25 protein-coding genes are annotated in these 23,535 nt (G+C 40.4%); 4 read left to right on the top strand and 21 right to left on the bottom strand.

Annotated elements, in window-relative coordinates; all coding sequences use genetic code 11:
* Window positions 1-50: 50 nt before the first annotated feature.
* On the bottom strand, window positions 51-950 hold the full coding sequence (gene metF / locus ACNART_RS12700; protein WP_109373709.1) for a methylenetetrahydrofolate reductase: 900 nt from the start codon (window positions 948-950) through the stop codon (window positions 51-53).
* A 278-nt stretch (window positions 951-1,228) separates the two neighbouring features.
* Here metF and ACNART_RS12695 point away from each other — a divergent pair, with 278 nt between their 5' ends.
* Window positions 1,229-1,582 (top strand): DUF488 domain-containing protein, encoded by a 354-nt coding sequence (locus ACNART_RS12695; RefSeq protein ID WP_109373708.1) that lies wholly within the window; start codon window positions 1,229-1,231, stop codon window positions 1,580-1,582.
* Between the two features lie 124 nt (window positions 1,583-1,706).
* On the opposite strand, the gene glpD is transcribed toward ACNART_RS12695, so the two are convergent.
* From glpD to gntX, 6 genes are all read right to left on the bottom strand, one after another.
* Complete coding sequence (gene glpD, locus ACNART_RS12690; RefSeq protein WP_196533935.1) at window positions 1,707-3,200, bottom strand: glycerol-3-phosphate dehydrogenase; 1,494 nt, start codon at window positions 3,198-3,200, stop codon at window positions 1,707-1,709.
* 288 nt (window positions 3,201-3,488) lie between these two features.
* Window positions 3,489-4,247 (bottom strand): DeoR/GlpR family transcriptional regulator, encoded by a 759-nt coding sequence (locus ACNART_RS12685; protein WP_006534541.1) that lies wholly within the window; start codon window positions 4,245-4,247, stop codon window positions 3,489-3,491.
* A gap of 38 nt (window positions 4,248-4,285) precedes the next feature.
* Window positions 4,286-5,125, bottom strand: coding sequence for a rhomboid family intramembrane serine protease GlpG (gene glpG, locus ACNART_RS12680; RefSeq protein ID WP_196533936.1), 840 nt, complete (start codon window positions 5,123-5,125; stop codon window positions 4,286-4,288).
* A 19-nt stretch (window positions 5,126-5,144) separates the two neighbouring features.
* On the bottom strand, window positions 5,145-5,471 hold the full coding sequence (glpE, locus tag ACNART_RS12675; RefSeq protein WP_069369522.1) for a thiosulfate sulfurtransferase GlpE: 327 nt from the start codon (window positions 5,469-5,471) through the stop codon (window positions 5,145-5,147).
* A 181-nt stretch (window positions 5,472-5,652) separates the two neighbouring features.
* On the bottom strand, window positions 5,653-6,231 hold the full coding sequence (gene nfuA, locus ACNART_RS12670; RefSeq protein WP_109373704.1) for a Fe-S biogenesis protein NfuA: 579 nt from the start codon (window positions 6,229-6,231) through the stop codon (window positions 5,653-5,655).
* A gap of 60 nt (window positions 6,232-6,291) precedes the next feature.
* A complete protein-coding gene (gntX, locus tag ACNART_RS12665; protein WP_198626290.1) occupies window positions 6,292-6,984 on the bottom strand; it encodes a DNA utilization protein GntX in 693 nt (230 codons plus the stop codon).
* A gap of 36 nt (window positions 6,985-7,020) precedes the next feature.
* On the opposite strand from gntX, the gene bioH reads away from it, so the two are divergent.
* On the top strand, window positions 7,021-7,788 hold the full coding sequence (bioH, locus tag ACNART_RS12660) for a pimeloyl-ACP methyl ester esterase BioH (RefSeq protein WP_198629975.1): 768 nt from the start codon (window positions 7,021-7,023) through the stop codon (window positions 7,786-7,788).
* A 94-nt stretch (window positions 7,789-7,882) separates the two neighbouring features.
* On the opposite strand, the gene ACNART_RS12655 is transcribed toward bioH, so the two are convergent.
* From ACNART_RS12655 to yihI, 5 genes are all read right to left on the bottom strand, one after another.
* Window positions 7,883-8,113 carry a FeoC-like transcriptional regulator gene (locus ACNART_RS12655; protein WP_100159654.1) on the bottom strand — a complete coding sequence of 77 codons (231 nt, stop codon included), beginning with the start codon at window positions 8,111-8,113 and terminating at the stop codon, window positions 7,883-7,885.
* 19 nt (window positions 8,114-8,132) lie between these two features.
* Entirely contained in the window at window positions 8,133-10,460 is a 2,328-nt protein-coding gene (feoB, locus tag ACNART_RS12650; RefSeq protein ID WP_198620095.1) for a Fe(2+) transporter permease subunit FeoB, read from the bottom strand.
* 48 nt (window positions 10,461-10,508) lie between these two features.
* The gene (feoA, locus tag ACNART_RS12645; RefSeq protein WP_036914344.1) at window positions 10,509-10,745 is read right to left on the bottom strand and encodes a ferrous iron transporter A; all 237 of its coding nucleotides are present in this window, start codon (window positions 10,743-10,745) and stop codon (window positions 10,509-10,511) included.
* Window positions 10,746-11,155: 410 nt separating this feature from the next.
* Window positions 11,156-12,595: a DUF4026 domain-containing protein gene (locus ACNART_RS12640; protein WP_198626292.1), complete on the bottom strand. Its 1,440-nt coding sequence runs from the start codon at window positions 12,593-12,595 to the stop codon at window positions 11,156-11,158.
* 226 nt (window positions 12,596-12,821) lie between these two features.
* On the bottom strand, window positions 12,822-13,319 hold the full coding sequence (gene yihI / locus ACNART_RS12635) for a Der GTPase-activating protein YihI (protein ID WP_196534093.1): 498 nt from the start codon (window positions 13,317-13,319) through the stop codon (window positions 12,822-12,824).
* 188 nt (window positions 13,320-13,507) lie between these two features.
* Between yihI and ACNART_RS12630 the strand changes: the two genes are divergently transcribed.
* Together ACNART_RS12630 and ACNART_RS12625 are read left to right on the top strand one after the other, a co-directional pair.
* Complete coding sequence (locus ACNART_RS12630) at window positions 13,508-14,980, top strand: glycosyltransferase family 39 protein (RefSeq protein WP_198620093.1); 1,473 nt, start codon at window positions 13,508-13,510, stop codon at window positions 14,978-14,980.
* 2 nt (window positions 14,981-14,982) lie between these two features.
* Entirely contained in the window at window positions 14,983-15,531 is a 549-nt protein-coding gene (locus tag ACNART_RS12625; protein WP_416303609.1) for a GNAT family N-acetyltransferase, read from the top strand.
* 49 nt (window positions 15,532-15,580) lie between these two features.
* Here ACNART_RS12625 and ACNART_RS12620 read toward each other — a convergent pair whose 3' ends face one another.
* The 9 genes from ACNART_RS12620 to pstC all read right to left on the bottom strand — a co-directional run bounded on the left by ACNART_RS12620 (window position 15,581) and on the right by pstC (window position 23,531).
* Complete coding sequence (locus ACNART_RS12620; RefSeq protein WP_198620091.1) at window positions 15,581-15,892, bottom strand: monooxygenase; 312 nt, start codon at window positions 15,890-15,892, stop codon at window positions 15,581-15,583.
* 80 nt (window positions 15,893-15,972) lie between these two features.
* Window positions 15,973-17,331, bottom strand: coding sequence for an NCS2 family permease (locus ACNART_RS12615; RefSeq protein ID WP_368927538.1), 1,359 nt, complete (start codon window positions 17,329-17,331; stop codon window positions 15,973-15,975).
* A 127-nt stretch (window positions 17,332-17,458) separates the two neighbouring features.
* The gene (locus ACNART_RS12610; RefSeq protein WP_198620090.1) at window positions 17,459-18,211 is read right to left on the bottom strand and encodes an amino acid ABC transporter permease; all 753 of its coding nucleotides are present in this window, start codon (window positions 18,209-18,211) and stop codon (window positions 17,459-17,461) included.
* A gap of 2 nt (window positions 18,212-18,213) precedes the next feature.
* Entirely contained in the window at window positions 18,214-18,951 is a 738-nt protein-coding gene (locus ACNART_RS12605) for an amino acid ABC transporter permease (RefSeq protein ID WP_198620089.1), read from the bottom strand.
* A gap of 107 nt (window positions 18,952-19,058) precedes the next feature.
* Window positions 19,059-19,898 (bottom strand): ABC transporter substrate-binding protein, encoded by an 840-nt coding sequence (locus ACNART_RS12600; protein WP_198620088.1) that lies wholly within the window; start codon window positions 19,896-19,898, stop codon window positions 19,059-19,061.
* Between the two features lie 214 nt (window positions 19,899-20,112).
* Complete coding sequence (phoU, locus tag ACNART_RS12595; RefSeq protein WP_198620087.1) at window positions 20,113-20,847, bottom strand: phosphate signaling complex protein PhoU; 735 nt, start codon at window positions 20,845-20,847, stop codon at window positions 20,113-20,115.
* A gap of 14 nt (window positions 20,848-20,861) precedes the next feature.
* Window positions 20,862-21,638: a phosphate ABC transporter ATP-binding protein PstB gene (gene pstB / locus ACNART_RS12590; RefSeq protein WP_006534565.1), complete on the bottom strand. Its 777-nt coding sequence runs from the start codon at window positions 21,636-21,638 to the stop codon at window positions 20,862-20,864.
* A 29-nt stretch (window positions 21,639-21,667) separates the two neighbouring features.
* Entirely contained in the window at window positions 21,668-22,570 is a 903-nt protein-coding gene (gene pstA, locus ACNART_RS12585) for a phosphate ABC transporter permease PstA (protein WP_109373688.1), read from the bottom strand.
* Between the two features lies 1 nt (window position 22,571).
* On the bottom strand, window positions 22,572-23,531 hold the full coding sequence (pstC, locus tag ACNART_RS12580; RefSeq protein WP_109373687.1) for a phosphate ABC transporter permease PstC: 960 nt from the start codon (window positions 23,529-23,531) through the stop codon (window positions 22,572-22,574).
* Window positions 23,532-23,535 lie beyond the last annotated feature (4 nt).

Here is a 23,535-nt window from a genome sequence, read left to right as displayed (position 1 = left end):
TTCATCAAAATGTCACCCCGCTTAATTGGCGGGGTAATTGTGTTATAGGATCATGCTTTGATAAGTTCAGGGCGAACACCCAGCGTATGGCAAATAGCATACGTTAATTCTGAACGATTAAGTGTATAAAAGTGAAAATCTTTGACTCCTTCACGGCTTAAAATCTTCACCATATCAATGGCAATAGAAGCGCCTACTAGACTACGGGTTTCAGGATCGTTATCTAACCCATCAAACATTTTATGCATCCAACCCGGAATTTTTACATTGGTTAAACCAGCAAAGCGTTTTAGCTGTTTAAAATTAGTGACAGGTAAAATTCCTGGCACAATTTCAACATCAATACCTGTTGAAACGCAGCGGTCACGAAAACGTAAATAGCTTTCGACATCAAAGAAAAATTGGGTGATCGCACGGTTGGCTCCGGCATCGACTTTTCTTTTTAAATTGATTAAATCTGCTTGCGCACTTTTGGCTTCAGGGTGCACTTCAGGATAAGCCGCCACAGAAATATCAAAATCGCCCACCCCTTTAAGTAAATGCACTAAATCGGTGGCGTACATATCAGGTTTTTGAGTGTTATCAGGTAAATCGCCCCGTAATGCCACAATGTGGCGAATACCACTTTGCCAATAATCTTGTGCGATATGCTGTAACTCTTCACGGCTGGCATCAATACAGGTCAAATGAGGAGCCGCTTCTAGTCCTGTACGTTCTTTAATGCCTTTAATAATGGAGTGTGTTCTATCACGTTCACCTGAATTTGCGCCATAAGTGACAGAGACAAAGCTCGGTTTTAAGGTATTTAAGCGCGCAAGAGATTGCCAAAGGGTGTTTTCCATCTCCTCAGTTTGAGGTGGAAAAAATTCAAAGGAAACTTGGATCTGGCCATCAAGTTCAGCAAGATTTTGGTTTAGCGCTTCATGTTGGCTTGCGTGATAAAAGCTCATACCTGTACCTCATCAATCGTGTCACTGTGTTGTTATTTTTATTAAGTATCACTACTTATTTGCCCATCTAACCATTTAGACGTCTAGATGTAGATTCTCTTAATTAGGTTATTTAGTCAACAACTATTCACCCTATTTTTGATGAGGATAATTCAGTCACAATAAGAGAAAAATTCATGTTGTAAGACGTATTTGTGAGAAAAGTGAGTGTATCACCTGATAAGTTGGGTGATTTTTCTTCTACAATAAAACGAACTAACTGATTGATGGGAGGCGAAATGATCACTTGTAAACGTGTTTATGGTGATAAAGACGGAATGCATGAAGGTTATCGCGTATTAGTCGATAGGCTGTGGCCGAGAGGTGTGAAAAAGACCGATTTTCATTATGACGAGTGGAATAAAGGCGTTGCGCCTTCGACCGAATTACGAAAATGGTTTCATGGAGGCGGCGGTGATTTTGCTGAATTCACACAACGTTATCTCCAAGAATTAATGGCGGCACCAGAACATTGGCAATCGCTTGTTGCGATAGCAAAAGAGAAGCCTTTGGTATTACTTTATTCAGGAAAAGATGAGCAACAAAACAATGCTACCGTGTTAAAAGCCTTTCTAGAAAAACAGCTTAAATAGTGGTTAATTTAGGGTATTTCGATGATTTTGATATGAAAAAAGCAAAAAAAGTGGCGCGGTATTAGGCGCCACAAAAATTGCTAATAAAAACATCGAACAGAGTCAGAGAATAGTATGACTACTCTTATGAATTTTGAGTATTTGCTGCTAACCATTGGGCAATACGTTGTTTTTGTTCGTCATTTAGCCACATGCCGAGTTTAGTACGACGCCAAATTGCATCATCAACTTCGATAACCCACTCATGTTTCACTAAATAACGTAATTCTGCTTCATACAGGTTATGACCGAAGTTTTCGCCCATACCCGCTAAATCAGTAATGCCTTCGAGCAGTAATTCGGTATTGCTACCATAAGTACGTGCAAAACGCAGTGCCAGTGCTTCTGGTAACCAAGGGTGACGTTGGCGAATTAAACGTGAATAACCATCACGATCACAGCCTTCTAAATTACCGCCCGGTAATTGACCATTTTTAGTCCATGCTTTACCCATATTAGGGAAATAAGCAATGAGTTTATCAACGGCGTGTTCACCCAATTTACGATAAGTGGTTAATTTACCGCCAAATACCGATAGCAGAGGAGTTTGGCCATTATCATCGTGAACATCTAAGGTATAGTCACGCGTGATCGCTTGTGGTGAATCAGATTCATCATCACATAATGGACGCACACCAGAGTAATCCCAAACAACGTCTTCTTTGGTCAGTTGTTTCTTGAAGTGATCATTGTAGACTTTCAGTAAGTACTGAACTTCATTGTCATCAATCGCTACGTCTTTAGGATCGCCTTTATATTCAACATCCGTAGTACCGATGATGGAGAACTCATCCATCCAAGGAATAACGAAGACAATACGATTATCTTCATTTTGTAAGATGTACGCTTGTGGTTCGTTATGTGCACGAGGAATAACAATATGGCTACCTTTAATTAAACGGATACCATAAGGTGATTTCAGTTTTAAGCCTTCATCAAACAGTGTTTTAACCCAAGGGCCAGCGGCATTGACAAGTGCTTTTGCTTGATAGAGCGATGTTTCACCAGTGCGTAAATCCTGTGCTTCTACCATCCATAAATTATTTTCACGCCAAGCACGAGTGACTTTAGTTCGTGTGCGTACTTCACCGCCACGACGAACGATTTCTTGTGCGTTGAGTACCACTAAACGTGCATCATCAACCCAACAGTCTGAATATTCAAAACCGCGTGTTAATTCAGGTTTTAAAACAGAGTTTGCGCCGAATTTAATGCCTTTACTGCTTGGTAAGCTCACGCGTTTTCCTAAATGATCATAAAGGAATAAACCAATGCGGATCATCCAAGCTGGACGTAAATGGGGTTGGTGTGGCAGACGAAAGCGCATTGGAAATGCGATATGTGGCGCTAAGCGTAATAATACTTCACGCTCTGCCAGTGCTTCGCTCACTAAGCGAAACTCGTAGTGTTCGAGATAACGTAAACCACCATGAATAAGTTTAGAGCTTGCGGAAGATGTCGCACTTGCTAAGTCTTGAGCTTCCAGCATAAGTACTGAAAGGCCTCGGCCAGCTGCATCCGCCGCAATTCCAGCGCCGTTTATTCCGCCGCCGATGACAATCAAGTCTTGAGTTTTCATAACATCCTCCTACGAATGCGCGAAACAATTCTTTAATGTTCGTTTTCGCTCATAATTGTAATGAAGTTTGATGAAAATGCCAACTATATAACTGATAAAAAACATAACCGCGTGATATGGATAACAATTTATTATCATATCCACATAAACTGTGTGTTTATTAGAAATAAACAACATTGTTAATGTGTTAACAAAAAAGAGAGAAAATAGAATAAGTTAATCAGGTTTTTATTGAGAATAGACGAAAAAAAAGTACCTCGAGAGGTACTTTTTAGGAGAATTGCTAAATTAACATAATTCGAGTTGAACGTTGTGCTGCTCAACAATTTTTTGGATCCCCGCTGGTGGTTCTTGATCGGTAAATAAGTAATCGATCAGATTCATATTACCTAAATTAACCATTGCATTACGACCAAACTTAGAATGGTCAGTCACCAACATTACACAGCGTGAGTTTTCGATAATTGCGCGTTTAGTGCGAACTTCATGGTAATCAAACTCAAGTAGAGAACCATCCATATCAATACCGCTTATCCCCAAAATACCGTAATCAAGACGGAATTGAGAGATAAAATCAAGCGTAGCTTCACCGACAATACCACCATCTCGTGTACGCACTTCACCACCCGCAAGAATTAAGCGAAAGTCTTCTTTGCCCATCAGTAACGTTGCCACATTGAGGTTGTTGGTCACGATACGTAGGTTTTTGTGGTTAATTAATGCATGTGCGACAGCTTCAGGTGTTGTGCCGATATCAATAAACAGTGTTGCACCATCTGGAATTAAGCTTGCTACTCGTTGTGCGATACGTGATTTTTCATCAGACCACATAATTTTACGATCATGATAAGCCGTATTCACGGAGCTTGAAGGTAATGCTGCACCACCGTGATGACGTTGGATTTTGTTCTTTTCCGCTAATTCATTTAAATCACGTCGGATTGTCTGTGGGCTGACTTCAAAATGCTCCACCAATTCTTCAGTGCTGACATAGCCCTGTAGGCGTACCAGTTCAATGATGGCATCATGTCGTTGCGTTTGCTTCACAGGTGTCCCCTAATGTTAAAAATATCATGTTAATTTTATTATGATCCACGAGATAATTGATGTCGATTATCCCACAAAGCCATCAATAAGCCGATAAGGAAGCCTGCAAAATGTGCGGCATTTCCGATAGAGTCACCTAAAACGCCCATATAACCCGCTACAATCCACAAAATCGAAAAGACGATTAAGCCTGTTGGCGCACCAATACCTTTTTCTGGATTACGTATGCCCGTTAAGCCTACATAGCCGATTAATGCGTACACAACACCAGAAAGTCCACCGAAGTTGGAGTCTGTAAACAGTGATTGTGCCCAATTACTAAATAGCGCAGAAACGAGCATAATCACAAATAATTTACTGGTGCCGAGTTGCTGTTCTGTTTGGCTGGCGAGATACCACCACATGGCGAGATTAAAGGCGATATGCATCAATGAAAAATGAACAAAAGCTGGTGTGATATAGCGCCAGACTTCAAAGTCTAGACTCTCTTCATAAGGCCATGCGAGGTGGAGCATAACATTATAGTCACCCACCACTTGTTGCCAGATAAAAACGAGGATACATAAAATAATCACCAGTACCGTTAAAGGGCCTGATCGTTGCACCATATTTTTTATCGAAAATGCAGGACGATATTTTATGCCTGTTTTTTGCGGATCACCAGTTTGCCAACTTGCAGCTTGATAACGTGGGTGAAAAGGCTCACGTAGAAAAGTGTTTAGTTCTTTTTCAACCATATCCAACTGATGTTGGTCTTCTAACCAAAGTGAGATTTGCTGATTTTCATTTTTTGCGTGAATTCGCACACCTTTCGTTGCCATATAATTGACAAATAAATCAGCCGCTTGAGGGTTAGAAAGCGTAATAATGTGGATCATTAATAAAACTCATCTGTAGTTATTGCAGAGAAGTTATCGCTTGTGGAAACTCTCTTAGCCATGCTTCAAAACCACCATTAATACTATAAACGGTTTCAAAGCCCATATTGACCAGATATTGAGCTGCACCTTGGCTGCTATGACCGTGATAACACATCACCATAACAGGCACATCAAAATCAGCATCTTGTAAAAATTGGTTTAGCGTATCATTAGTGAGATGAAATGCGCCGGTAGCATGACCTATGCGATAACTCTGGGGATCTCTTACATCAACTAATATCGCCGATTGAGATGTCCAGAATTGATAGGCTTGTTCAATGCTGAGAAATTGAAACTTATCCATAATTGTCTTATTTATTATATTGTTAATTGATTTATTTGTTCTGAGCGAGAGAACGATACATTTATCATAACGTCAAATCGGTAAAGATGACGTTACACTTTGTAAATGATTATTTTAATAAACAAATCCCCCATGATATCAGTGCAGGTGAGTACCATAGGGGATGTGATACTGAGGGATATCAGTAGTAGGAGTGTTCACCGCGTTGGTGTTCAGTTAAATCTTTCACACCTTTTAACTCTTCTGGGAACAGGTTTAACAGTTCTTTTTCGATACCATCTTTTAAGGTGACATCAATCATGGAACAACCGTTACAACCACCACCGAATTGTAAGATAGCATAACCGTCTTCAGTGATTTCCATCAGACTAACACGACCACCATGACCCGCTAATTGCGGGTTAATTTGTGATTGTAGTACGTATTCTACGCGTTCAATTAACGGTGCATCAGCATCGACTTTACGCATTTTTGCGTTAGGTGCTTTTAGGGTTAATTGTGAGCCCAGTTGGTCAGTGACAAAGTCAATTTCCGCATCTTCTAAGAAAGGTGCGCTGATGTTATCAACATACGCAGAAAGTTTTTCGAATTTAATTTCAGTGTCGTTTGGCTCTACGGCATCAGGTGGGCAATATGAAACGCCACATTCAGCATTAGGTGTGCCTGGATTGATAACGAATACACGAATTTGGGTGTTGGGTTCTTGGTTAGCCAGTAGTTTGGCAAAATGCGCCTGTGCGGCATCAGTAATAATAATCATATCGTCTTGCTCAATAGTTGACTGTTCTGGTTGGTTATCATACGCCCAATTGGCGGTTAACTACAAGGTTCGACAAATCGCCCATACCTCAACAGAGCGTGCTCCCGCACGAAATAACAAAGGTATAATGCTCTTTAATGTCGCACCTGTAGTGATAACATCATCAATTAGTGCCAGATTTTTCCCTGATACCGACACTGTGTTATTTAATACAAATGCATTCTTTAAATTTTGTTGCCTTTGCTTGGCATTAAGATGCGTTTGCACCAGTGTAGCACGAGTTCTTATCAGGGTATCCGGTTGATAAGCACAATTTAGCCACCTTGCCAAAGGCTTAGCGATAGCTTCTACTTGCTCAAAGCCCCTAGACCAACGGCGATGACGATGTGAAGGAACGCTAATAATTCTATCGGGTTTCTGCACCAAATTTTCTCGCCGATGTGAAAGCCATCGCAATAGAAAAAGTCGTGCAAGACATAACGCTATTTGAGGGCGAGGTTGGTATTTATAAAGGTGTAATAATTTATTTAATGGCGGTTGATAGTCAGTGACTGTCAACATCTGTTTCCATGGTGGAGGCGATTGTAAGCAGCGTCCACATAGCATCATAGAGTGGGATGAGGGATATAAACAGCATGGGCAACGATTATGCTGTTTAGGTAAATAACGAATACAACTCGAGCAAATACCTTTAGTATCATAATGTAAGGGTTGACGACATAACCAACAATATCCTGCTATTGTTATCCACATAATGAACATCCTTGTAAAAGAAAAGAGAGCATAACAATGAATAAATTGTATTGGCAGACAATAGGTGAAGGAAAAACGCATCTTGTGCTATTACACGGATGGGGATTGAATGCACAGGTTTGGCAATCATTAATACCGCGATTAAGCTCGCATTTTACACTGCATCTCGTTGATCTCCCTGGATATGGTCGTAGCCAAGGTTTTCCTGCTCTTACATTAAAAGAGATGGCAGAGATTGTTTTTGCCAACGCCCCTGAAAATGCAATTTGGTTAGGTTGGTCTTTAGGTGGATTAGTGGCGAGCCGTGTGGTTTTAGATAATCCCAATCATGTGCAAGCCTTGGTTACGGTGGCATCTTCGCCTTGCTTTGGCGCCCATGATGATTGGCCAGGTATCAAACCTGAGGTTTTAAAAGGCTTTGAGCAGCAATTAAATGAGAATTTTCATCGCACCGTTGAGCGCTTTTTAGCGCTACAAACGTTAGGCACCCAGAGTGCGCGTGAGGATATGAAAGCGTTAAAATCCGTGGTATTAGATCAACCACTGCCTTCTGTTGAGGTTCTTAATGGGGGGCTAGAAATTTTGCGTACTGAAGATTTACGAGAAGAGTTGAAAGCTTTGCGTTGCCCTTTTATTCGTTTCTATGGTTATTTAGATGGGTTAGTGCCTCGAAAAGTGGCTGGATTATTAGATGCTATTTATCCTCAATCGCCTTCTGTTATTTTCCGTAATGCTGCACATGCTCCGTTTATTTCGCACCCTGATGAATTTAGTGATGTACTTATTAACGCATGTAAAAAATGATTTCAGATCCGTCAAGATAGAACCCGAATATTGTTTTTCTTGGAGAAAAACTAAACCCCTACAATAAATAGGGGTTTAGTTTTTTTATAACGTATCAGCGTAATTGATAAAGCTTTGTTTGGCATGCGGTGGCTTCAGGGCAACTTTTACAACTGCCTGTGAGACAATCTTCTACATCCACCTCTTCAAGCTTACCCATCAATGTGAGCCGCTCTAACATTGCTTGCACCAAAGGTTCAGGCATATTGAGTTGATGGCTGATAAGACGGGCATCGGCTCGACCATTAAGGGCGATACAATCACGTACTTCTATCAGACTTGCCATCTTACTTTTCCTTTGTCACTTAGTGACAACTACCTTTTGAACAACATTGTTTAGACAATGAAGGCTTATTGCTTAAGTTAATTGTTAGGCGACTACGCGCATTACGCAACAAGATAAATAAAATTAAGTTGAAGATAACCACAGCAGCAATCGTTATGCCACTGCTTTGTGGATGTTCACTGAAGGTTGCCACTTGATAGAACAGGGCTGCCAATGAGTAAGCAATATTTAATCCCCAAAGAATAGAGAAAGTCATCCATCCACGGCTTGTTTCACGGGCAATAGCACCCATGACTGAAACGCAAGGTACATACAGTAAAACAAAGATTAAGTAGCTGTATGCCGCAATGCCTGAACCAAATTTAGCGCCCATGGTGCCCATTGTACCGGTATCCATTTCGCCATCACCTTTACTGGCTTCAATTGGGTTAGAAAGCGCAGCTAGCGTGAAGGTTTCTTTTAAGCTATCCCATGTTTCACCAAAGGCGTCACCAATTTCGCCCCACAGGTCGAATTCTTCAGGATCAAAAGGCTCATTAACAATACTTTCTGCGGTATAGAGGGTATTTAATGTTCCTACTACCACTTCTTTCGCCATTGCACCAGTGACTAAACCAACCGTTGCTTGCCAGTTATCACTGTGAACACCAATAGGTTGAAGTAATGGTGTGATCACTTTACTGACAGACGCTAATGCAGAATCATTGATGTTATCCGCAGGTTTACCTGAGAAGGTAAAGCTGTTTAACGCACCAATAAACATACTGGCGATAATAATGACTTTACCTGCACGTACCACGAAGCCTTTTAGACGTTGCCATGTTTGCATCAGTAACGTTTTTAGGTGAGGAACGTGATAAACCGGCAGTTCCATTACGAAAGGTGAGGCTTCACCACGCATAATGGTGTGTTTTAACAGTAAACCAGTGAGAATGGCGACGACAATACCGAGAAGGTAGAGCGAGAAAACAACACTCGCGCCATTTTTGCCAAAGAATGCAGCGGCAAAAACCGCAAAGATTGCTAAGCGAGCACCACAGGACATAAACGGTGCCATTAATACAGTGATCAGACGTTCTCTTGGTGCATCCAGTGTACGCGCACCCATAATGGAAGGTACGTTACAGCCAAAACCGACAATAAGTGGTACAAATGATTTACCTGGTAAACCCAGAGCCTGCATCAATCTATCCATCACAAAGGCAGCTCGCGCCATATAACCTGAATCTTCAAGAATAGATAAGAACAGGTACATCATCCCGATTTGTGGCACTAATGGCAGAACGGTATTGATACCACCACCGACACCTTGAGCAAGGAAAATCGTTAGCCATTCAGGGAAGTTAAAGGTTGCACCAATCCATTGAATACCATGGATAAAGATAGCTTCAGAGCCACCTTCAAAAGCAGGCTGTAAAGCACCACCAATGTTAATTGCGAGCACAAACATTAAGTACATAACAAACAGGAAGATAGGAACACCTAACCAACGGTTTAATATCACTTTATCGATATTTTGCGTCAGAATATTCGGCTTAATGGCTTCCATATTAATCACGGTATGGCAGATACGCTCAATATTTTGATAACGGGCATCTGCAATGACTAATTCGGGTTCATTGTTATGTTCGTCTTGAATTCGTTGGCGAATGGTTTTGATATCTTCACTAGTGACTTGAGCACGTTGGTGAGTATAGATATCACCCTCTAAACACTGTAATGCCATCCAACGACGTTGCTGTAAATTAAACTCATCGTGATTAATTTTTTCAGCAAGTGCCTCGACTTCATTAAGTAACCATATCGGATAAGACGTCAGTAATTCTTGTGGTTTTTTCTTTTCAGCAGGGAAGGTATCAATGGCTTCTTTGAGTTTATCAATACCTGATGCTTTGGTTGAAACCATTGGAATAACAGGGCAACCCAGTTGCTCTGAAAGTGCCTTGATATCAATTTGCATATCTTGGTGTTCTGCAATGTCGAGCATATTTAATGCCACGATACACGGAATACCAAGCTCAAGTAGTTGCAATGTCAAATAGAGGTTACGCTCAAGATTTGATGCATCAACCACGTTAATCAGCATGTCTGCTTCATTACTTAAAATGAAATGGCAGGCAATTTGCTCATCAAGCGATGTCTGTTCTGAGATTGTCGTTAAAGAGTAAGTTCCGGGTAAATCGACGAGCTCAATTTTATGATTTGCAGTTGTGAAACGACCAACTTTGCGTTCGACCGTTACACCCGCCCAGTTACCTACACGCTGGCGAGAGCCTGTTAACTGATTAAAGAGTGTTGTTTTACCAGCATTGGGATTACCGATAAGGCCTATAGTGAGAGGAGTCATAATAGTGATGCCAATAGTTGTCTTGCCTGGTTGAATGAGAAATAACGATTATTTTTCGTTATGAACCACTTCGCTAAGATTAATGAGTGCGAGATCTTTTTTTCTCAAAATTAGGGATACTCGGTGCGTTTCTATTTGAATAGGATCACCCAGTGGTGCGATACGAATAACGTTAAACACAGCGCCAGGTAACATACCTAAAGATAATAATTTCTGTCTGTATGCTGGGCTAATCTGAGGTGAGTAGCTCAAGATTTTATAACTGTGATTTGGGATCAGAGACATGATTGTCCTTCCACGAATATTGATACAAAGAATAATGATACTGATAATTATTAACGTGTATGAGAATTCACATAATAATATTAAGGTTAATTATAATAAATATTTTTAATGCTAATGAGAATTATAATTATCCTTATTGGGTATAATTTAGCCTAGTCTATGCATATCTGCACTTGATTTAAATCAACCAGAGAAAAGATATTGAGATGAAAATAGACTGTTTACCTTATCTGTTACTAGACAAAAACAGAATGTGAAGATTTGAAATGTCAATGTAGCAACAATATAACAATCAATTGATAATATTAACGGGTCACAATATGACAGCAGATTTTAAGGCGATTAGCATGGCGAGCTCTTCATCGTTTTTTAAATGAAAAGCTCGCGTTGTTATTGTGAATACCCGCTAATTAGTGAGTTTGCTGGTGGCTAAAAAGTTGGTAAATATTGTTCGGGGTATAACTATTGTCTTCGTATGAAACGACCCAATCAGTTATTAATGCGGTGTTGATAGGATAGATTTCACCTTCTTGCATATCCTCAACATAAAATGGCACGTTGAGTAATTTTGCATAAACGGTGTCTCCATCACGAGACTGTGGCACAAACCACATATGCTCTAGCTCTTCCTCTTCACCATAAGGAATACCGAATTTGATCATAAACTGCCACGGGTTTTCAGTCTCTTCGGGTTTGTCTTTTCCTAATAATTTGGAGAGAAAACCACTTTTTTTCTCAACAGGTGGTTGATTGTAGTTATCAAACATAGAAACGAAGTATTCCCAGCGTCGCTTGGCTTTTTCAGACATCTCATAGGTTTCTTCATTGCTACGCAGTAGCATCATCGCTTGCTGCTCTTCATAACCTTTAAAGAAGGTTTCTAAAACCGGATTTTCTTCATTGGTTCTAAATAGCATAGAGGAAGGATGTTGATGATATTCATCACGATCGGCTAAATCACCCAAGAAAACACCATTTGGTGCGCCTTCTGTGTCATAACGCATCTCTTCTAAAGGTCTAAGATTTTCGAGAGGTGTTGATTGATTAATATGGCGAATACCTTCTTCAAAAGGTAATGCAACAAGATACTCCAAACCTGATGATGTTTGACCACAAAGCATTGGTTCACCAAATTCAATTTGACGATGATTAATACTGTTGTTAACAAAGCAGCGGAAGAGCTCAGGAATACCATAGTAAGATTCAAGCATACTTGGAATAACTAAATCGACTTCGGTTAAACCGCAGCGCGCTAATCCATGCGTATGAAACCAGAACATCGTTGGTGGATCATTTTCTGTGTCATAGACAGCATGAATAACATATAAGCTTTCTACTTCAGGATAGAGATCGGGCGTTTCTAATTGGAAGCGTATCCACTCAGGTGTTAATGCCTTACCTGCCGCTGATTCATCTAATGCTAAGACCATTTCAGGTGCGATGATATTAAGAAAATTCAGTTGATGGCGATAGCTTGCTAAAGGATGCAAAGTTTCAGTAAAAAGTGTTTCTAATAATAAATCTTGAGTTGTCGAATTTGCATGCGCGAGTAGTTGTGGTGTAAGTTCATCAGTCGAATACATTGGACGTATTTCGTAATCTTTATCACGAGGGTAAAGACAGACAAAAAAATGTAACTCGTCATCACCATGTTGGCAGCGATAGAAAAAACCATCGTCAATATTTTCACTTAGATAATTTATCTCACCATCAGTGTAATCGGTCTGTTCTTCTAAGCGTTGTTCAATAAGCGCATAGTTTAGTGGCTGTGCAGGGAAGGCCACTATACGAGAGGGCACTTTTTCTCCTTGCCCAGCTGCGATATCTAAGTACTGCTGTCTGTTATCCATATTTTTTATCACTCGTATATTAAAGATAGAAAAATAGGATATCAGGGATAACAAGAGAGGAATAGATGGAGTTATCTGAGCTTGAGAGGGTTATTTAATCTATTGTTAATAATGAGTATTAATGAAAAGTAAAAGAGAGAGCGAGCTATAAAAAAATAACGGATATCAATAAGTTATTGATATCCGTTAGATGTAAGCTAATCAAGGCAAATGATTAGCCTTTTGATTATTTACCTTTCAATAATTGCATGATGTCTTCAGTTTTTTCTTCATCGTCATCATCTTCAAACTCAATACCTAGCTCAACCATTAATTCATCAATGCGATCAAGGGTTTTCTCAGTATAAGCCTGCTCTTCTGCGTTGAGTTTTTCACCGTTTTCAAGACGAGACAGTAATTCATCTAAGCGTGCATCGTTTTCTAATAGGTCTAACTCTTGCTCAGGCGTTAAACGAACGGGCTCTGCTTTAACTGGCGCAGGTTTTTTCTTCGCAACTTTTGGTGCATCGCCCACAATCAGAGGGATCGGTTTTTTGCTACCAATACGTGGATCTTTCGGCGCTGTATTGTTCGCTTGCTGTTTATTTTCCGCTTCCTGCTGACGGTTACCGGCAGGATTGCCACGGTGTTTCTTTTGACGTTTACGTTCACGTCCTTCCGCGTTCAGCTCTTCACGCGATTTCTTACGTGCTTTAGCTGCGGGCTTTCTTTTAATCATATTCATAATGGTAACTCGATAGTGATCTTCTTGGTTGCGCAATCTATCAGAAACAAAATTTCAATAAAAGCGCAAATTTAAGACAATTTAATTTTTGCTCACGTACAATGTGCGGTTCATTTCACTATACTTTACTGTGTTGTGACGTCAATTAACGACTAAATTAAATTAATTAACTTAAATTTCTATTTATTATGACATTATCATCTGCACAATTACGTAAACCAGTATATTGGTGGGTTATTGGTTATGCGACTCTTTGGATCTTAGTGAGTTATCTCTTTGACCCTACCGTGCCTTATGATGCCGTTGAGGCTGTCAATTGGGGCACTAACGGAGGGTGGGGCTCCCCCAAAAATCCTTGGTTTGTGGGTTTTATAATGACACCCGCTATTTACGGCGGTATCGATTTTAGCTTTTATTGGTATTTTATCCACTTTATTGTCATTGCTGTTGGGCTACTAGGCGTTTGGAACTTAGCCTACAAGTTGACACAAAATACGAACTTAGCTTGGTTTGCTATGTTGGCGCTTAATTTATCTGGTGTTATCAACTTTGATATTATCCCTTATAACGATAACTATATTCTAGTTGGTTGTTGGGCATGGGCGTTCTATTTTTTCCTTTGTGCGATTAATGATAATCAAAAGTATTGGATTGGCTTCGCTATCGCTATGGGCATTGCCACAATGGGGAAGTATTCATCATTAGCTTTTATCGGTTCTGTGTTTTTATCAAGCCTTTTTGTGCCTAAAGTTCGAGCAAGCTATTGTTCTCCTTATTTCTATTTAGCATTAGCTATTTGGTTTGCTTTTGTTATTCCCAATTTTATTTGGTTATGGCAAACCGACTTTGCAGCGTTTAAGTGGGTCGACTCACAAATTGAAAATCGTTTTAATTTACGTACAACGCGTGCTGCGCTGACCGTTTTTTACCCTGTGGTTTTAATGTGGGGAATTTTACGTTTTTATGGTGGACGTGTAAGTTGGTCTGCTTCTAAAGATAGCCAATTACTCAATTTTATTTTTCTGTTTCCATTAACGATTATTTTTATCTGGTTTAGTTTTCATGAAGGGGGGCGTATCAGCGAGTGGTTACAACCCTTTATGTCGATTGCGACTGCACTTTTTGTGGGCTCAATTAGTGTAATGCCTAAACGTTCATTACGTGGCGCACTGTATGGTTTAGGTGTTTTTGGTATGTTGGTTGTTTCTGGTTATACAGTCGTTCAAGCCGCTAATGTGCGTAATGCAGGACAAAAATTTATTGGCGTAAAAAACTTTGTGCAAGATGTTGAACAAGCTTGGCATCAACATTATCACACGCCACTTGCGTATGTGGGCGGTGAGTATATGCATGAATGGGTGACTTTTTATGGTAAAGATAGACCATTATCTTCACAGCCTTGGGTGTTAGAAGAGAATGTGCAACCTCCTAATATTTATAATCGACATATTACACTTCAACAATTAGAAGAAAAAGGTGTCGTATTGGTGAGTGAAGTTGGTTATTACTGTGAAAAAGCACATTTTGATGAAGGATTAAAGCACTGGCCGAGTTTAAAAATAGCCGATACTCAAGAGATAATGTTCCGTGCTGAACCAGATGCCATTACTGAGCCTGTTTGTATTGCTTTTGTGGCTCCAAAAACACATAAGGAAAAGTAGAGATGCGTTACGCTGATATTCGGGTCGAAACAGAAAGATTGATATTGCGTCCCTTTGAAATGGGGGATGCTGAAGATTGGTTTAAGATCATGAGTTCACCTGAAGTGACGCGCTACTGGAGCCATCTCCCTTGGCAATCACTGCAAGAAGCGCAGGAAGATATTATTCAAGATATCACTCATATGGAAAGAAAAGAGTATCTGCGCTTAGCGGTAATTGATAAGGCAACACATACATTAATGGGAATGTGTGTTTTCTTTAACCATTATCCTAATTCACGACGTGGTGAAATAGGGTATTGCCTTGATACAATTTATCAAGGAAAAGGCATGATGAAAGAAGCTATGGTGGCGTTTATTGAGTATCTCCATACACATCTATCTGTTCGCCGTTTAGAAGCGGATATCCACCCAGATAATAAAGCATCAGCTGCGTTGTTAGCGAAATTAGGTTTTGAACAAGAAGGGTATCTTAAACAGCGTTGGATTGTGGGTGATGAAGTGTCTGATTCTGCTATTTTTGGGTTGTTATTGCCCCCCAAAGTAGAGTAATTGCAGAAAATAGAAAGGCACAAGTGAGATATAACACTTGTGCTTGTCGCTACTTAGCCAAAAAAGAGGCTTGATTTTTTAAGCTTAACGCCTGATTTACTGAAAAAATATCACCACGTACTTCTGGAATACCAAAAGATTTTAATCGAGCACTGTGTTTATCTAAATAAGCTTGAGCGTTTTCTTTTGAATCAAAAAGATAAATACCTCCCGCTTTTTGTGTTTCTTTATTTTCAGTCCAAATTTTCCAAATAAAGCCAGGCTCTTGGTTGATTGATGCAGATAATGTATCCATGGCTTGTGTCATTTCATCACCGAAAGGGCCATGATACGGGAAATCTACTTGTAGAAGCACGTGCATAATCACCTCTTTTCTTATAAAAAATGGCACGTTATTGGTGCCGTTTTGTCTGTATCATAATGATCTTAATTTATTGAGTATTAGAATAAATTATTCAAATCAATAAAATGAGTATCAATCAGTAATATTTTTAAAATAAACAGTAGTGAAACAATCACAACACACAGGTTAATTTCTTTCCAGCGGAAAGTCCCTATTTTCATCACACAATAGGCAATAAAACCAAGCGCAATACCTTCGGTGATTGAGAAGCTAAATGGCATCATTACCGCAGTGATAAAGGCAGGAACAGATTCTGTTAAATCATCCCATTTCACGCGCGTTAAACTTGATGTCATTAACACACCCACATAAATCAATGCGCCAGCCGTTGCGTAGCTTGGCACCATGCCTGCAAGTGGTGATAGGAAGATAGCGAGTAGGAAAAGAATACCAACAACAACCGCGGTTAAGCCTGTACGGCCACCAACAGAAACCCCTGAAGTGCTTTCGATAAAGGCAGTGACAGAAGATGTACCCATTGCAGAGCCTGCAACAGAACTTAAGCTATCGACGTATAACGCTTGTTTCATGCGTGGAAATTTGCCTTTGTCATCGGTTAGACCCGCTTTATCTGTTACACCAATTAATGTGCCTGATGAGTCAAATAAGTTAACCAACATAAAGGCAAAAATAACACCAGAAAGACCAATATCTAAAGCACCGACAATATCCACTTTGCCAACAACAGTGGTGATAGAAGGCGGCATAGCAAAGATGCCTTGATATTGAACATCCCCTAAGAGAAGACCAATAACAGTGGTGATAACAATTGAGATAAGAATTGCGGCGTGAATATTACGTGCGGCAAGAATGGCGATAATAAAAAAGCCTAAGGCACCTAATAACACGTTATGAGAGGCAAAGTTACCAATAGTGACGATGGTGTCATTATTCGGAATAATAATACCCGAGTTTTTTAGCCCCATCATGGCGATAAACAGCCCGATACCGCTCGTAATACCAACACGTAAACTCAATGGGATATGGGCAATTATCCAATAACGAATACGAAAGAGGGTCAGTAAAAATAGTCCTACTGCACCCCAGAAAATCGCACCCATCGCGACTTCCCATGAATAGCCCATTGCGCCAACGACGACAAAGGCAAAGAAGGCGTTTAGACCCATTGCAGGGGCAACCGCAATAGGTAAATTTGCAACGAGTCCCATTAAAATACTGCCGAAAGCTGCAATTAAGCAGGTCGTCACGAAGACGGCTTTGATATCCATATTCGCAGCAGCGAGGATTTGAGGGTTAACGAAGATAATATAAACCATCGTTAAGAAAGTCGTGATACCCGCAATTAGTTCAGTGCGAGCGTTTGTACCGTGTTCTTGTAGCTTAAACACACGTTGGAGCAAACCCTGTGAACCAGAATTTGGTGATGACATGCTCATAGACAAAAGATCCCAAAAAAAATGTTTTTCGCTTTATCCTACACAAATAAAACCAGAACCGCACCTAAAAAAGTAATCGATTGCGTCTGTAAGGGATGAAATCTAGAAAATGAGTGCTTTTGAGTGATTAACCTAAACGTTTCTCAATGAATTTCTGTTTTTTAACAGGAAAGATTATTTGCCAAAAAGGACGTTTCTCTTTTTGTGTTGAAAATAATTTGGCTATTTTGTTGGCAATAATTTCTAATGAGAAACAGAGAACAAAATAGATGAAGGCCACAAATAGAAAGACTTCCATTGGATAAACCATGCTGCGATTATTAACTTGTGTTGCTAAGAAAGAAAGTTCACCTACACCCACCACATAGGCTAATGAAGTATCTTTAATTAAGGCTATCCACTGATTTATAAATGAAGGCACCATCATTCGCAATGCTTGCGGTAATACGATATGCCATAGGACTTGCCAACGATTAAATCCTAAAGATAATCCTGCCTGCCATTGCCCTTTCCCTATTGCCAAAATACCCGCTTTGACACCGTGCGCAATATAAGACGATGTAATCAACGTGAGAGCACAAATCACGGTCGTGATTTCAGGAATTTCCATTCCCAATACAACGGGCAATAGAAAATAGACCCAAAATATCAACATAATCACAGGAATAGCACGGAAAAAGCCTAAAAAAGCCGCAAAAAGGTTAACCCATACACCTCTGAGCATAGCCAGTGCAATACCACCCAATGTACCCAAAATAATAGATGCAATACCCGCAATGATACTGATAAAGACGGTCAGCGCTGCGCCTTCTAAAGGCCCGTCAGGATAAGCGCCGAAGAGTAGGTACTGCCAGTTATCAGCAATAACAGTAAAGTCCATATTTAATACCCTTGTGCTAATTTACGTTGCTGATGCCATTGTCCCCACGCTTCCATCAAGGCTATTGCTGCAATATAAAGAATGGTTGCGACACCAAAGGCTTCAAAGGTACGTAATGATTCGGTTTCAACTTGTCTTGATGCGTAAGAAAGCTCCGCAACACCAATAGCCATAGTCAGTGATGAGTTTTTTATCACATTCATGTATTGACCCAGCAAAGGAGGCAGAGCAATACGAAAGGCTTGAGGTAAAATCACATAACGCATAGATTGCCACTGTGTTAACCCTAGTGCTAAAGAGGCATATTTTTGCCCTTGTTTAACACCTTGAATACCGGCTCTTAGCTCTTCGGCAATAAATGGGGTTGAGTAAAATGTCAGACCTACAATGCCAGCTAAAAACTCAAAAGAAGGCCAAGCAAGCGTTAATCCTAGAAAGGAAATTTCATGAGGCGTATTTAGCCACATCATGGCACTTTGCGGCAGAATTTCTCCTGATGCGAAATACCAGAAGAACAACTGCACTAACAGTGGTGTATTACGGAACAGTGAAGTATAAGCAGTGGCCAACCAGCGTAATGGTACAAAAGCGCTATCTCTTGCAGCACTGAGGGCAAAGCTCATTAATGTTGCAATGACAATAGTCCAAAAAGAGATAAGCAAGGTGATTAGAAAACCGTTCCAAAGCCAGCTTAAATAGTGTGGCTCAAGAAGGTAATGTGAAAGAAATTGCTCAAACATATAATAAACCTATTGCAGACACCAAACCCCGCAGAAGCGGGGTAGGTGTTTTAATAAAGGAATAACTTTGTTTTTAATGAGAGAAGAAAGTTATTACGCTTTAAGGATCAAGATTGTGGTGTTTGCTCTGATAATGGAGCAAATTTGAAATCGCCACGAGGTTGCGCTGATTTTGTTTCAGGGCCAAACCAACGATTGTAGATTTCGCCTGCTTTGCCTTCTTTTTCTAATCTTAATAGCGTGTTGTTGATTTCGTTGATTAAGCGATCTTCGCCTTTAGCGGCGGCTACCGCTTGGTATTCACGCGTAATGCTAAACGGTGAGATTTCAAAGTCAGTTTTTACAGCATCAGGTAAATTTGCTAATAAACCCACGAGTTTTGCATCATCTTGCGTGATAGCTTGTACGTTACCATTGCGTAATGCAGCGAAAGCGAGTGGTGTATCGTCATAAGAGATAACTTTGGTGTCAGGATAGCGTTCACGTAAAGTGATTTCTTGTACGGTACCTTTATCAGCACCAATACGCAGTGAGTGGATTTGTTCAGGTTTGGTTAAAACACCTTTGCGTGCAATGAATTTTTGCCCTGTTGCAAAGTAAGGTACAGAGAAATCGACTTGTTTAGCGCGTTCATCCGTGATGGTGAAGTTAGCCGCGATCAAATCGACTTTTTTTGAGCTTAACAGTGGAATACGGTTTGCTGGATTAGTTGGACGTAGTTCCAGTTTTACACCTAAATCTTTGGCGATCTCGTTGGCGATATCCGCATCATAACCTGCGAGTTTTTTGGTTTGAGGATCAATAAAGCCAAAAGGAGGATTGCTATCAAAAATCGCGATACGTACTACACCTGCTTTTTTTATATCATCGAGTTTATCTGCTTTTGCAATACCAGAGAAAAGCACAGAGCCTGCAATTAATGCAGTTGCCAAAACACGTAATTTCATATTCACCCCAAAGAAAAAGAATTATCATCGTTATGTTGGATATCACGCTATCAAGTTGATCTAAGTTCATAAAATAATAAAAATTGATATCGATATGCTTTTAAGGAATAAGGTGAGAAAAAGCGTTGAGCTAGAACGGTATTAATTTATGAGAGAATAAAAAAACAGCGACATAAACGTCGCTGTTTTGAAGAGAAGAAAAAGAGAGAGAAATTTATTTAGAGGTGTTGTTGTCGTCGTTTTTTGTCAGCATTCTTTCTACTTGATCACCACCAAGATGGCGGAAATCATGACCTTTCACGTAATAGAAAATAAATTCACAAATGTTCTGGCAACGATCGCCAATACGTTCAATAGAACGAGCACAAAATAAAGCGGTTAGCACACTTGGAATGGTGCGAGGATCTTCCATCATATAAGTCATTAACTGGCGGACGATACCTTCATACTCATTATCAATTTTTTCATCTTCACGATAGATACGCACTGCTTCATCGACATCCATACGGGCAAAAGCATCAAGAACATCGTGCAGCATTTGTATGGCGTGTTGACCTAACGATTCTAAGCTCACAAGCAGAGGTTGATGCTGGTGTGAAAACTTTTCAAGCGCAGTTTTACAGATTTTTTCAGCAACATCACCAATACGTTCTAATTCAGCGATCGTTTTTGATATTGCCATAATTAAACGTAAGTCACTCGCTGTTGGTTGACGCTTAGCAATAATTCGCATACACGCATCATCAATGGCGACTTCCATCATATTAACGTTATGGTCACCTTGGATCACTTCATTTGCCAAGGCTTGGTCTTGGTTATGCATTGCCATAATGGCTTTTTTCAGTTGCTCTTCAACAAGCCCTCCCATAACCATAAGCTCAGTGCGGATATGCTCTAACTCAGCATTAAATTGACCAGAAATATGCTTATTGTGATTTAAATTATCCATTAATTGCCTCGTTATCAGCCATAACGCCCAGTGATGTAATCTTCAGTTTGTTTTTTCGCAGGACGCGTAAATAACGTATCCGTATCGCTAAACTCGATTAATTCGCCTAAATACATAAATGCAGTGTAATCAGAACAACGTGCGGCTTGTTGCATGTTATGTGTCACGATAACCACGGTATATTCTGATTTGAGTTCACTAATCAGCTCCTCTATACGACCAGTAGAGATAGGGTCGAGAGCAGAACAAGGTTCATCCAGTAATAAAACTTCAGGACGGATTGCGATACCACGAGCGATGCATAAACGCTGTTGCTGACCACCAGAGAGACTATATCCACTCTGATGTAATTTATCTTTGGTTTCGTTCCACAATGCGGCTTTGGTCAACGCCCATTGAACGCGCTCATCCATATCAGCACGAGAGAGCTTTTCAAATAAGCGGACACCAAAGGCAATATTGTCATAAATCGACATTGGGAATGGTGTTGGCTTTTGGAATACCATCCCAACTTTGGCGCGTAATAGTGCGATATCTTGCTTATCTGTCAGGATATTGTTGCCATCTAACAGAATTTCACCTTCAGCACGTTGTTCACCATAAAGCTCATACATTTTATTAAAAGTACGCAGTAAGGTCGATTTACCACAGCCAGAAGGGCCGATAAATGCCGTCACCTTATTTTTGGCAATATCTAAAGAGATATTTTTCAGCGCATGGAATTTACCGTAGTAGAAGTTCAAATCACGAACTTGAATTTTATTTCCTGCGTTATCATTAGCCATAATCATTCAACGTCTCTCTTGCTTAACTTTCTGCGTTAACCGTGCTTGCGTTTAGCAAACAGCACGCGCGCAATAATATTGATAAATAGAACACAGAGGGTGATAAGTAATACGCCAGCCCAAGCAAGCTCTTGCCATTGTGCAAAAGGACTCATGGCGAACTTAAAGATAGTCACAGGTAAGTTAGCTATCGGTTCGTTTAAGTCTGTGCTCCAGAATTGATTTGATAGTGAAGTAAATAACAGTGGGGCAGTTTCACCTGCAATACGTGCAATCGCTAATAACACACCTGTGATAATGCCTGATACCGAGGCTTTTAAGGTGATTTTAGAGATCATCTTCCACTTTGGTGTGCCTAATGCGTAAGCGGCTTCACGCAAGCTATCTGGCACTAACTTCAACATATTTTCAGTGGTACGAATAACAATAGGAATTTGCAGTAACGCTAATGCGATAATTCCAGCCCATCCTGAAAAGTGCTGCATCTGTGCAACAACAATGGTGTAGACAAAGAGTCCGACAACGATTGATGGTGCTGACAGCAAAATATCGTTAATAAAACGGGTAGTTTCAGCAAGCCATGAACGACGACCATATTCAGCAAGATAAATCCCTGCAAGAATACCTAACGGTGTTCCAATAACTGTCGCCCATAAAATCAGTAATCCACTACCGACAATGGCGTTCGCCAATCCACCACCATCAGTATTTGGCGGAGGCGTCATTTCAGTAAAAAGGGCTAACGACATGCCATCAAAGCCTTTTGTGAACGTAGAGAATAAAATCCACGTTAACCAAAAAAGACCAAATGCCATGGTAGAGACTGATAAAAACAGCGCGATACGGTTTTTTTGACGGCGCCAAAGTTGGCGTTTATGGCGTACACGCAATTCACTTTCTGTTTGAACTTGTAATGAAGAAGAGGATGTTTTGGACATATTAACGCGCTCCTTCATTCTTAGATAAACGTAATGTCATAAACTTAGAAATCGCAAGGACGATAAAGGTAATGACAAACAAGATAAGCCCTAATTCCATCAATGCCGCAGTATGTAACCCCGTTTCGGCTTCCGCAAATTCGTTGGCTAATGCAGAGGTAATACTGTTACCTGGCATAAACAGTGAGGCTGAATCTAATTGGTAGGTATTACCGATGATAAAGGTTACCGCCATGGTTTCACCTAAGGCGCGACCTAATCCCAACATAACACCACCAATCACCCCATTACGGGTATAAGGCAGAACGATATTCCAAATCACTTCCCATGTTGTACAGCCAATGCCGTAGGCAGATTCTTTCATCATAACGGGAGTCTGTTCAAACACATCACGCATCACAGAAGCAATATAAGGAATGATCATGATAGCGAGGATAACACCCGCAGCTAAGATACCAATACCAAAAGCAGGGCCAGAGAAAAGCTCGCCAACGATAGGAATGGAGGACATCACATTACCTACAGGCTCTTGGAAATAGGTTGCAAAGAGTGGTGCGAAGACAAACAGCCCCCACATACCATAAACAATACTAGGAATAGCGGCGAGTAACTCGATAGCAATACCTAATGGGCGTTTTAACCAGTTAGGCGCTAATTCGGTTAAGAAAAGGGCGATACCAAAACTGACAGGCACCGCAATAACCAATGCGATTATCGAGGTCACAATGGTGCCGTAAATAGGCACTAATGCACCAAATTCCTGTGCAGGAGGATCCCACTCTTTCGACCATAAGAATGAAAGGCCGAATTGTTGAATACTTGGCCATGAGGCGAAAATCAGTGAAACAATGATACCTGTTAAAAGCAAAAGCGTAATCAACGCAGCTAGGCGAACTAGTGCGCTGAAAATAACGTCCCCTCGTTTACTAGGGGCCTTTATTACCGTTGTGTGCTCGGCCATAAAG

This window comes from Proteus sp. LHD240705 (assembly GCF_047921555.1).
Classification (GTDB): domain Bacteria; phylum Pseudomonadota; class Gammaproteobacteria; order Enterobacterales; family Enterobacteriaceae; genus Proteus.
This window is presented reverse-complemented; position numbering and strand designations above follow the sequence as displayed.

Bases quoted from the DNA above. Each gene is read 5' to 3' on its own strand.
- ACNART_RS12615 (WP_368927538.1), bottom strand. From the start codon at position 17,331: ATGAGCATGTCATCACCAAATTCTGGTTCACAGGGTTTGCTCCAACGT.
- feoB (WP_198620095.1), bottom strand. From the start codon at position 10,460: ATGACTCCTCTCACTATAGGCCTTATCGGTAATCCCAATGCTGGTAAA.
- bioH (WP_198629975.1), top strand. From the start codon at position 7,021: ATGAATAAATTGTATTGGCAGACAATAGGTGAAGGAAAAACGCATCTT.
- glpE (WP_069369522.1), bottom strand. From the start codon at position 5,471: ATGGATAAGTTTCAATTTCTCAGCATTGAACAAGCCTATCAATTCTGG.
- ACNART_RS12655 (WP_100159654.1), bottom strand. From the start codon at position 8,113: ATGGCAAGTCTGATAGAAGTACGTGATTGTATCGCCCTTAATGGTCGA.
- gntX (WP_198626290.1), bottom strand. From the start codon at position 6,984: ATGTGGATAACAATAGCAGGATATTGTTGGTTATGTCGTCAACCCTTA.
- glpG (WP_196533936.1), bottom strand. From the start codon at position 5,125: ATGATCCACATTATTACGCTTTCTAACCCTCAAGCGGCTGATTTATTT.
- ACNART_RS12610 (WP_198620090.1), bottom strand. From the start codon at position 18,211: ATGGACTTTACTGTTATTGCTGATAACTGGCAGTACCTACTCTTCGGC.
- metF (WP_109373709.1), bottom strand. From the start codon at position 950: ATGAGCTTTTATCACGCAAGCCAACATGAAGCGCTAAACCAAAATCTT.
- ACNART_RS12640 (WP_198626292.1), bottom strand. From the start codon at position 12,595: ATGGATAACAGACAGCAGTACTTAGATATCGCAGCTGGGCAAGGAGAA.
- phoU (WP_198620087.1), bottom strand. From the start codon at position 20,847: ATGGATAATTTAAATCACAATAAGCATATTTCTGGTCAATTTAATGCT.
- ACNART_RS12600 (WP_198620088.1), bottom strand. From the start codon at position 19,898: ATGAAATTACGTGTTTTGGCAACTGCATTAATTGCAGGCTCTGTGCTT.
- ACNART_RS12625 (WP_416303609.1), top strand. From the start codon at position 14,983: ATGCGTTACGCTGATATTCGGGTCGAAACAGAAAGATTGATATTGCGT.
- pstB (WP_006534565.1), bottom strand. From the start codon at position 21,638: ATGATTATGGCTAATGATAACGCAGGAAATAAAATTCAAGTTCGTGAT.
- ACNART_RS12630 (WP_198620093.1), top strand. From the start codon at position 13,508: ATGACATTATCATCTGCACAATTACGTAAACCAGTATATTGGTGGGTT.
- ACNART_RS12605 (WP_198620089.1), bottom strand. From the start codon at position 18,951: ATGTTTGAGCAATTTCTTTCACATTACCTTCTTGAGCCACACTATTTA.
- nfuA (WP_109373704.1), bottom strand. From the start codon at position 6,231: ATGATTATTATTACTGATGCCGCACAGGCGCATTTTGCCAAACTACTG.
- glpD (WP_196533935.1), bottom strand. From the start codon at position 3,200: ATGAAAACTCAAGACTTGATTGTCATCGGCGGCGGAATAAACGGCGCT.
- pstC (WP_109373687.1), bottom strand. From the start codon at position 23,531: ATGGCCGAGCACACAACGGTAATAAAGGCCCCTAGTAAACGAGGGGAC.
- ACNART_RS12695 (WP_109373708.1), top strand. From the start codon at position 1,229: ATGATCACTTGTAAACGTGTTTATGGTGATAAAGACGGAATGCATGAA.
- feoA (WP_036914344.1), bottom strand. From the start codon at position 10,745: ATGTCTCTGATCCCAAATCACAGTTATAAAATCTTGAGCTACTCACCT.
- pstA (WP_109373688.1), bottom strand. From the start codon at position 22,570: ATGTCCAAAACATCCTCTTCTTCATTACAAGTTCAAACAGAAAGTGAA.
- yihI (WP_196534093.1), bottom strand. From the start codon at position 13,319: ATGAATATGATTAAAAGAAAGCCCGCAGCTAAAGCACGTAAGAAATCG.
- ACNART_RS12620 (WP_198620091.1), bottom strand. From the start codon at position 15,892: ATGCACGTGCTTCTACAAGTAGATTTCCCGTATCATGGCCCTTTCGGT.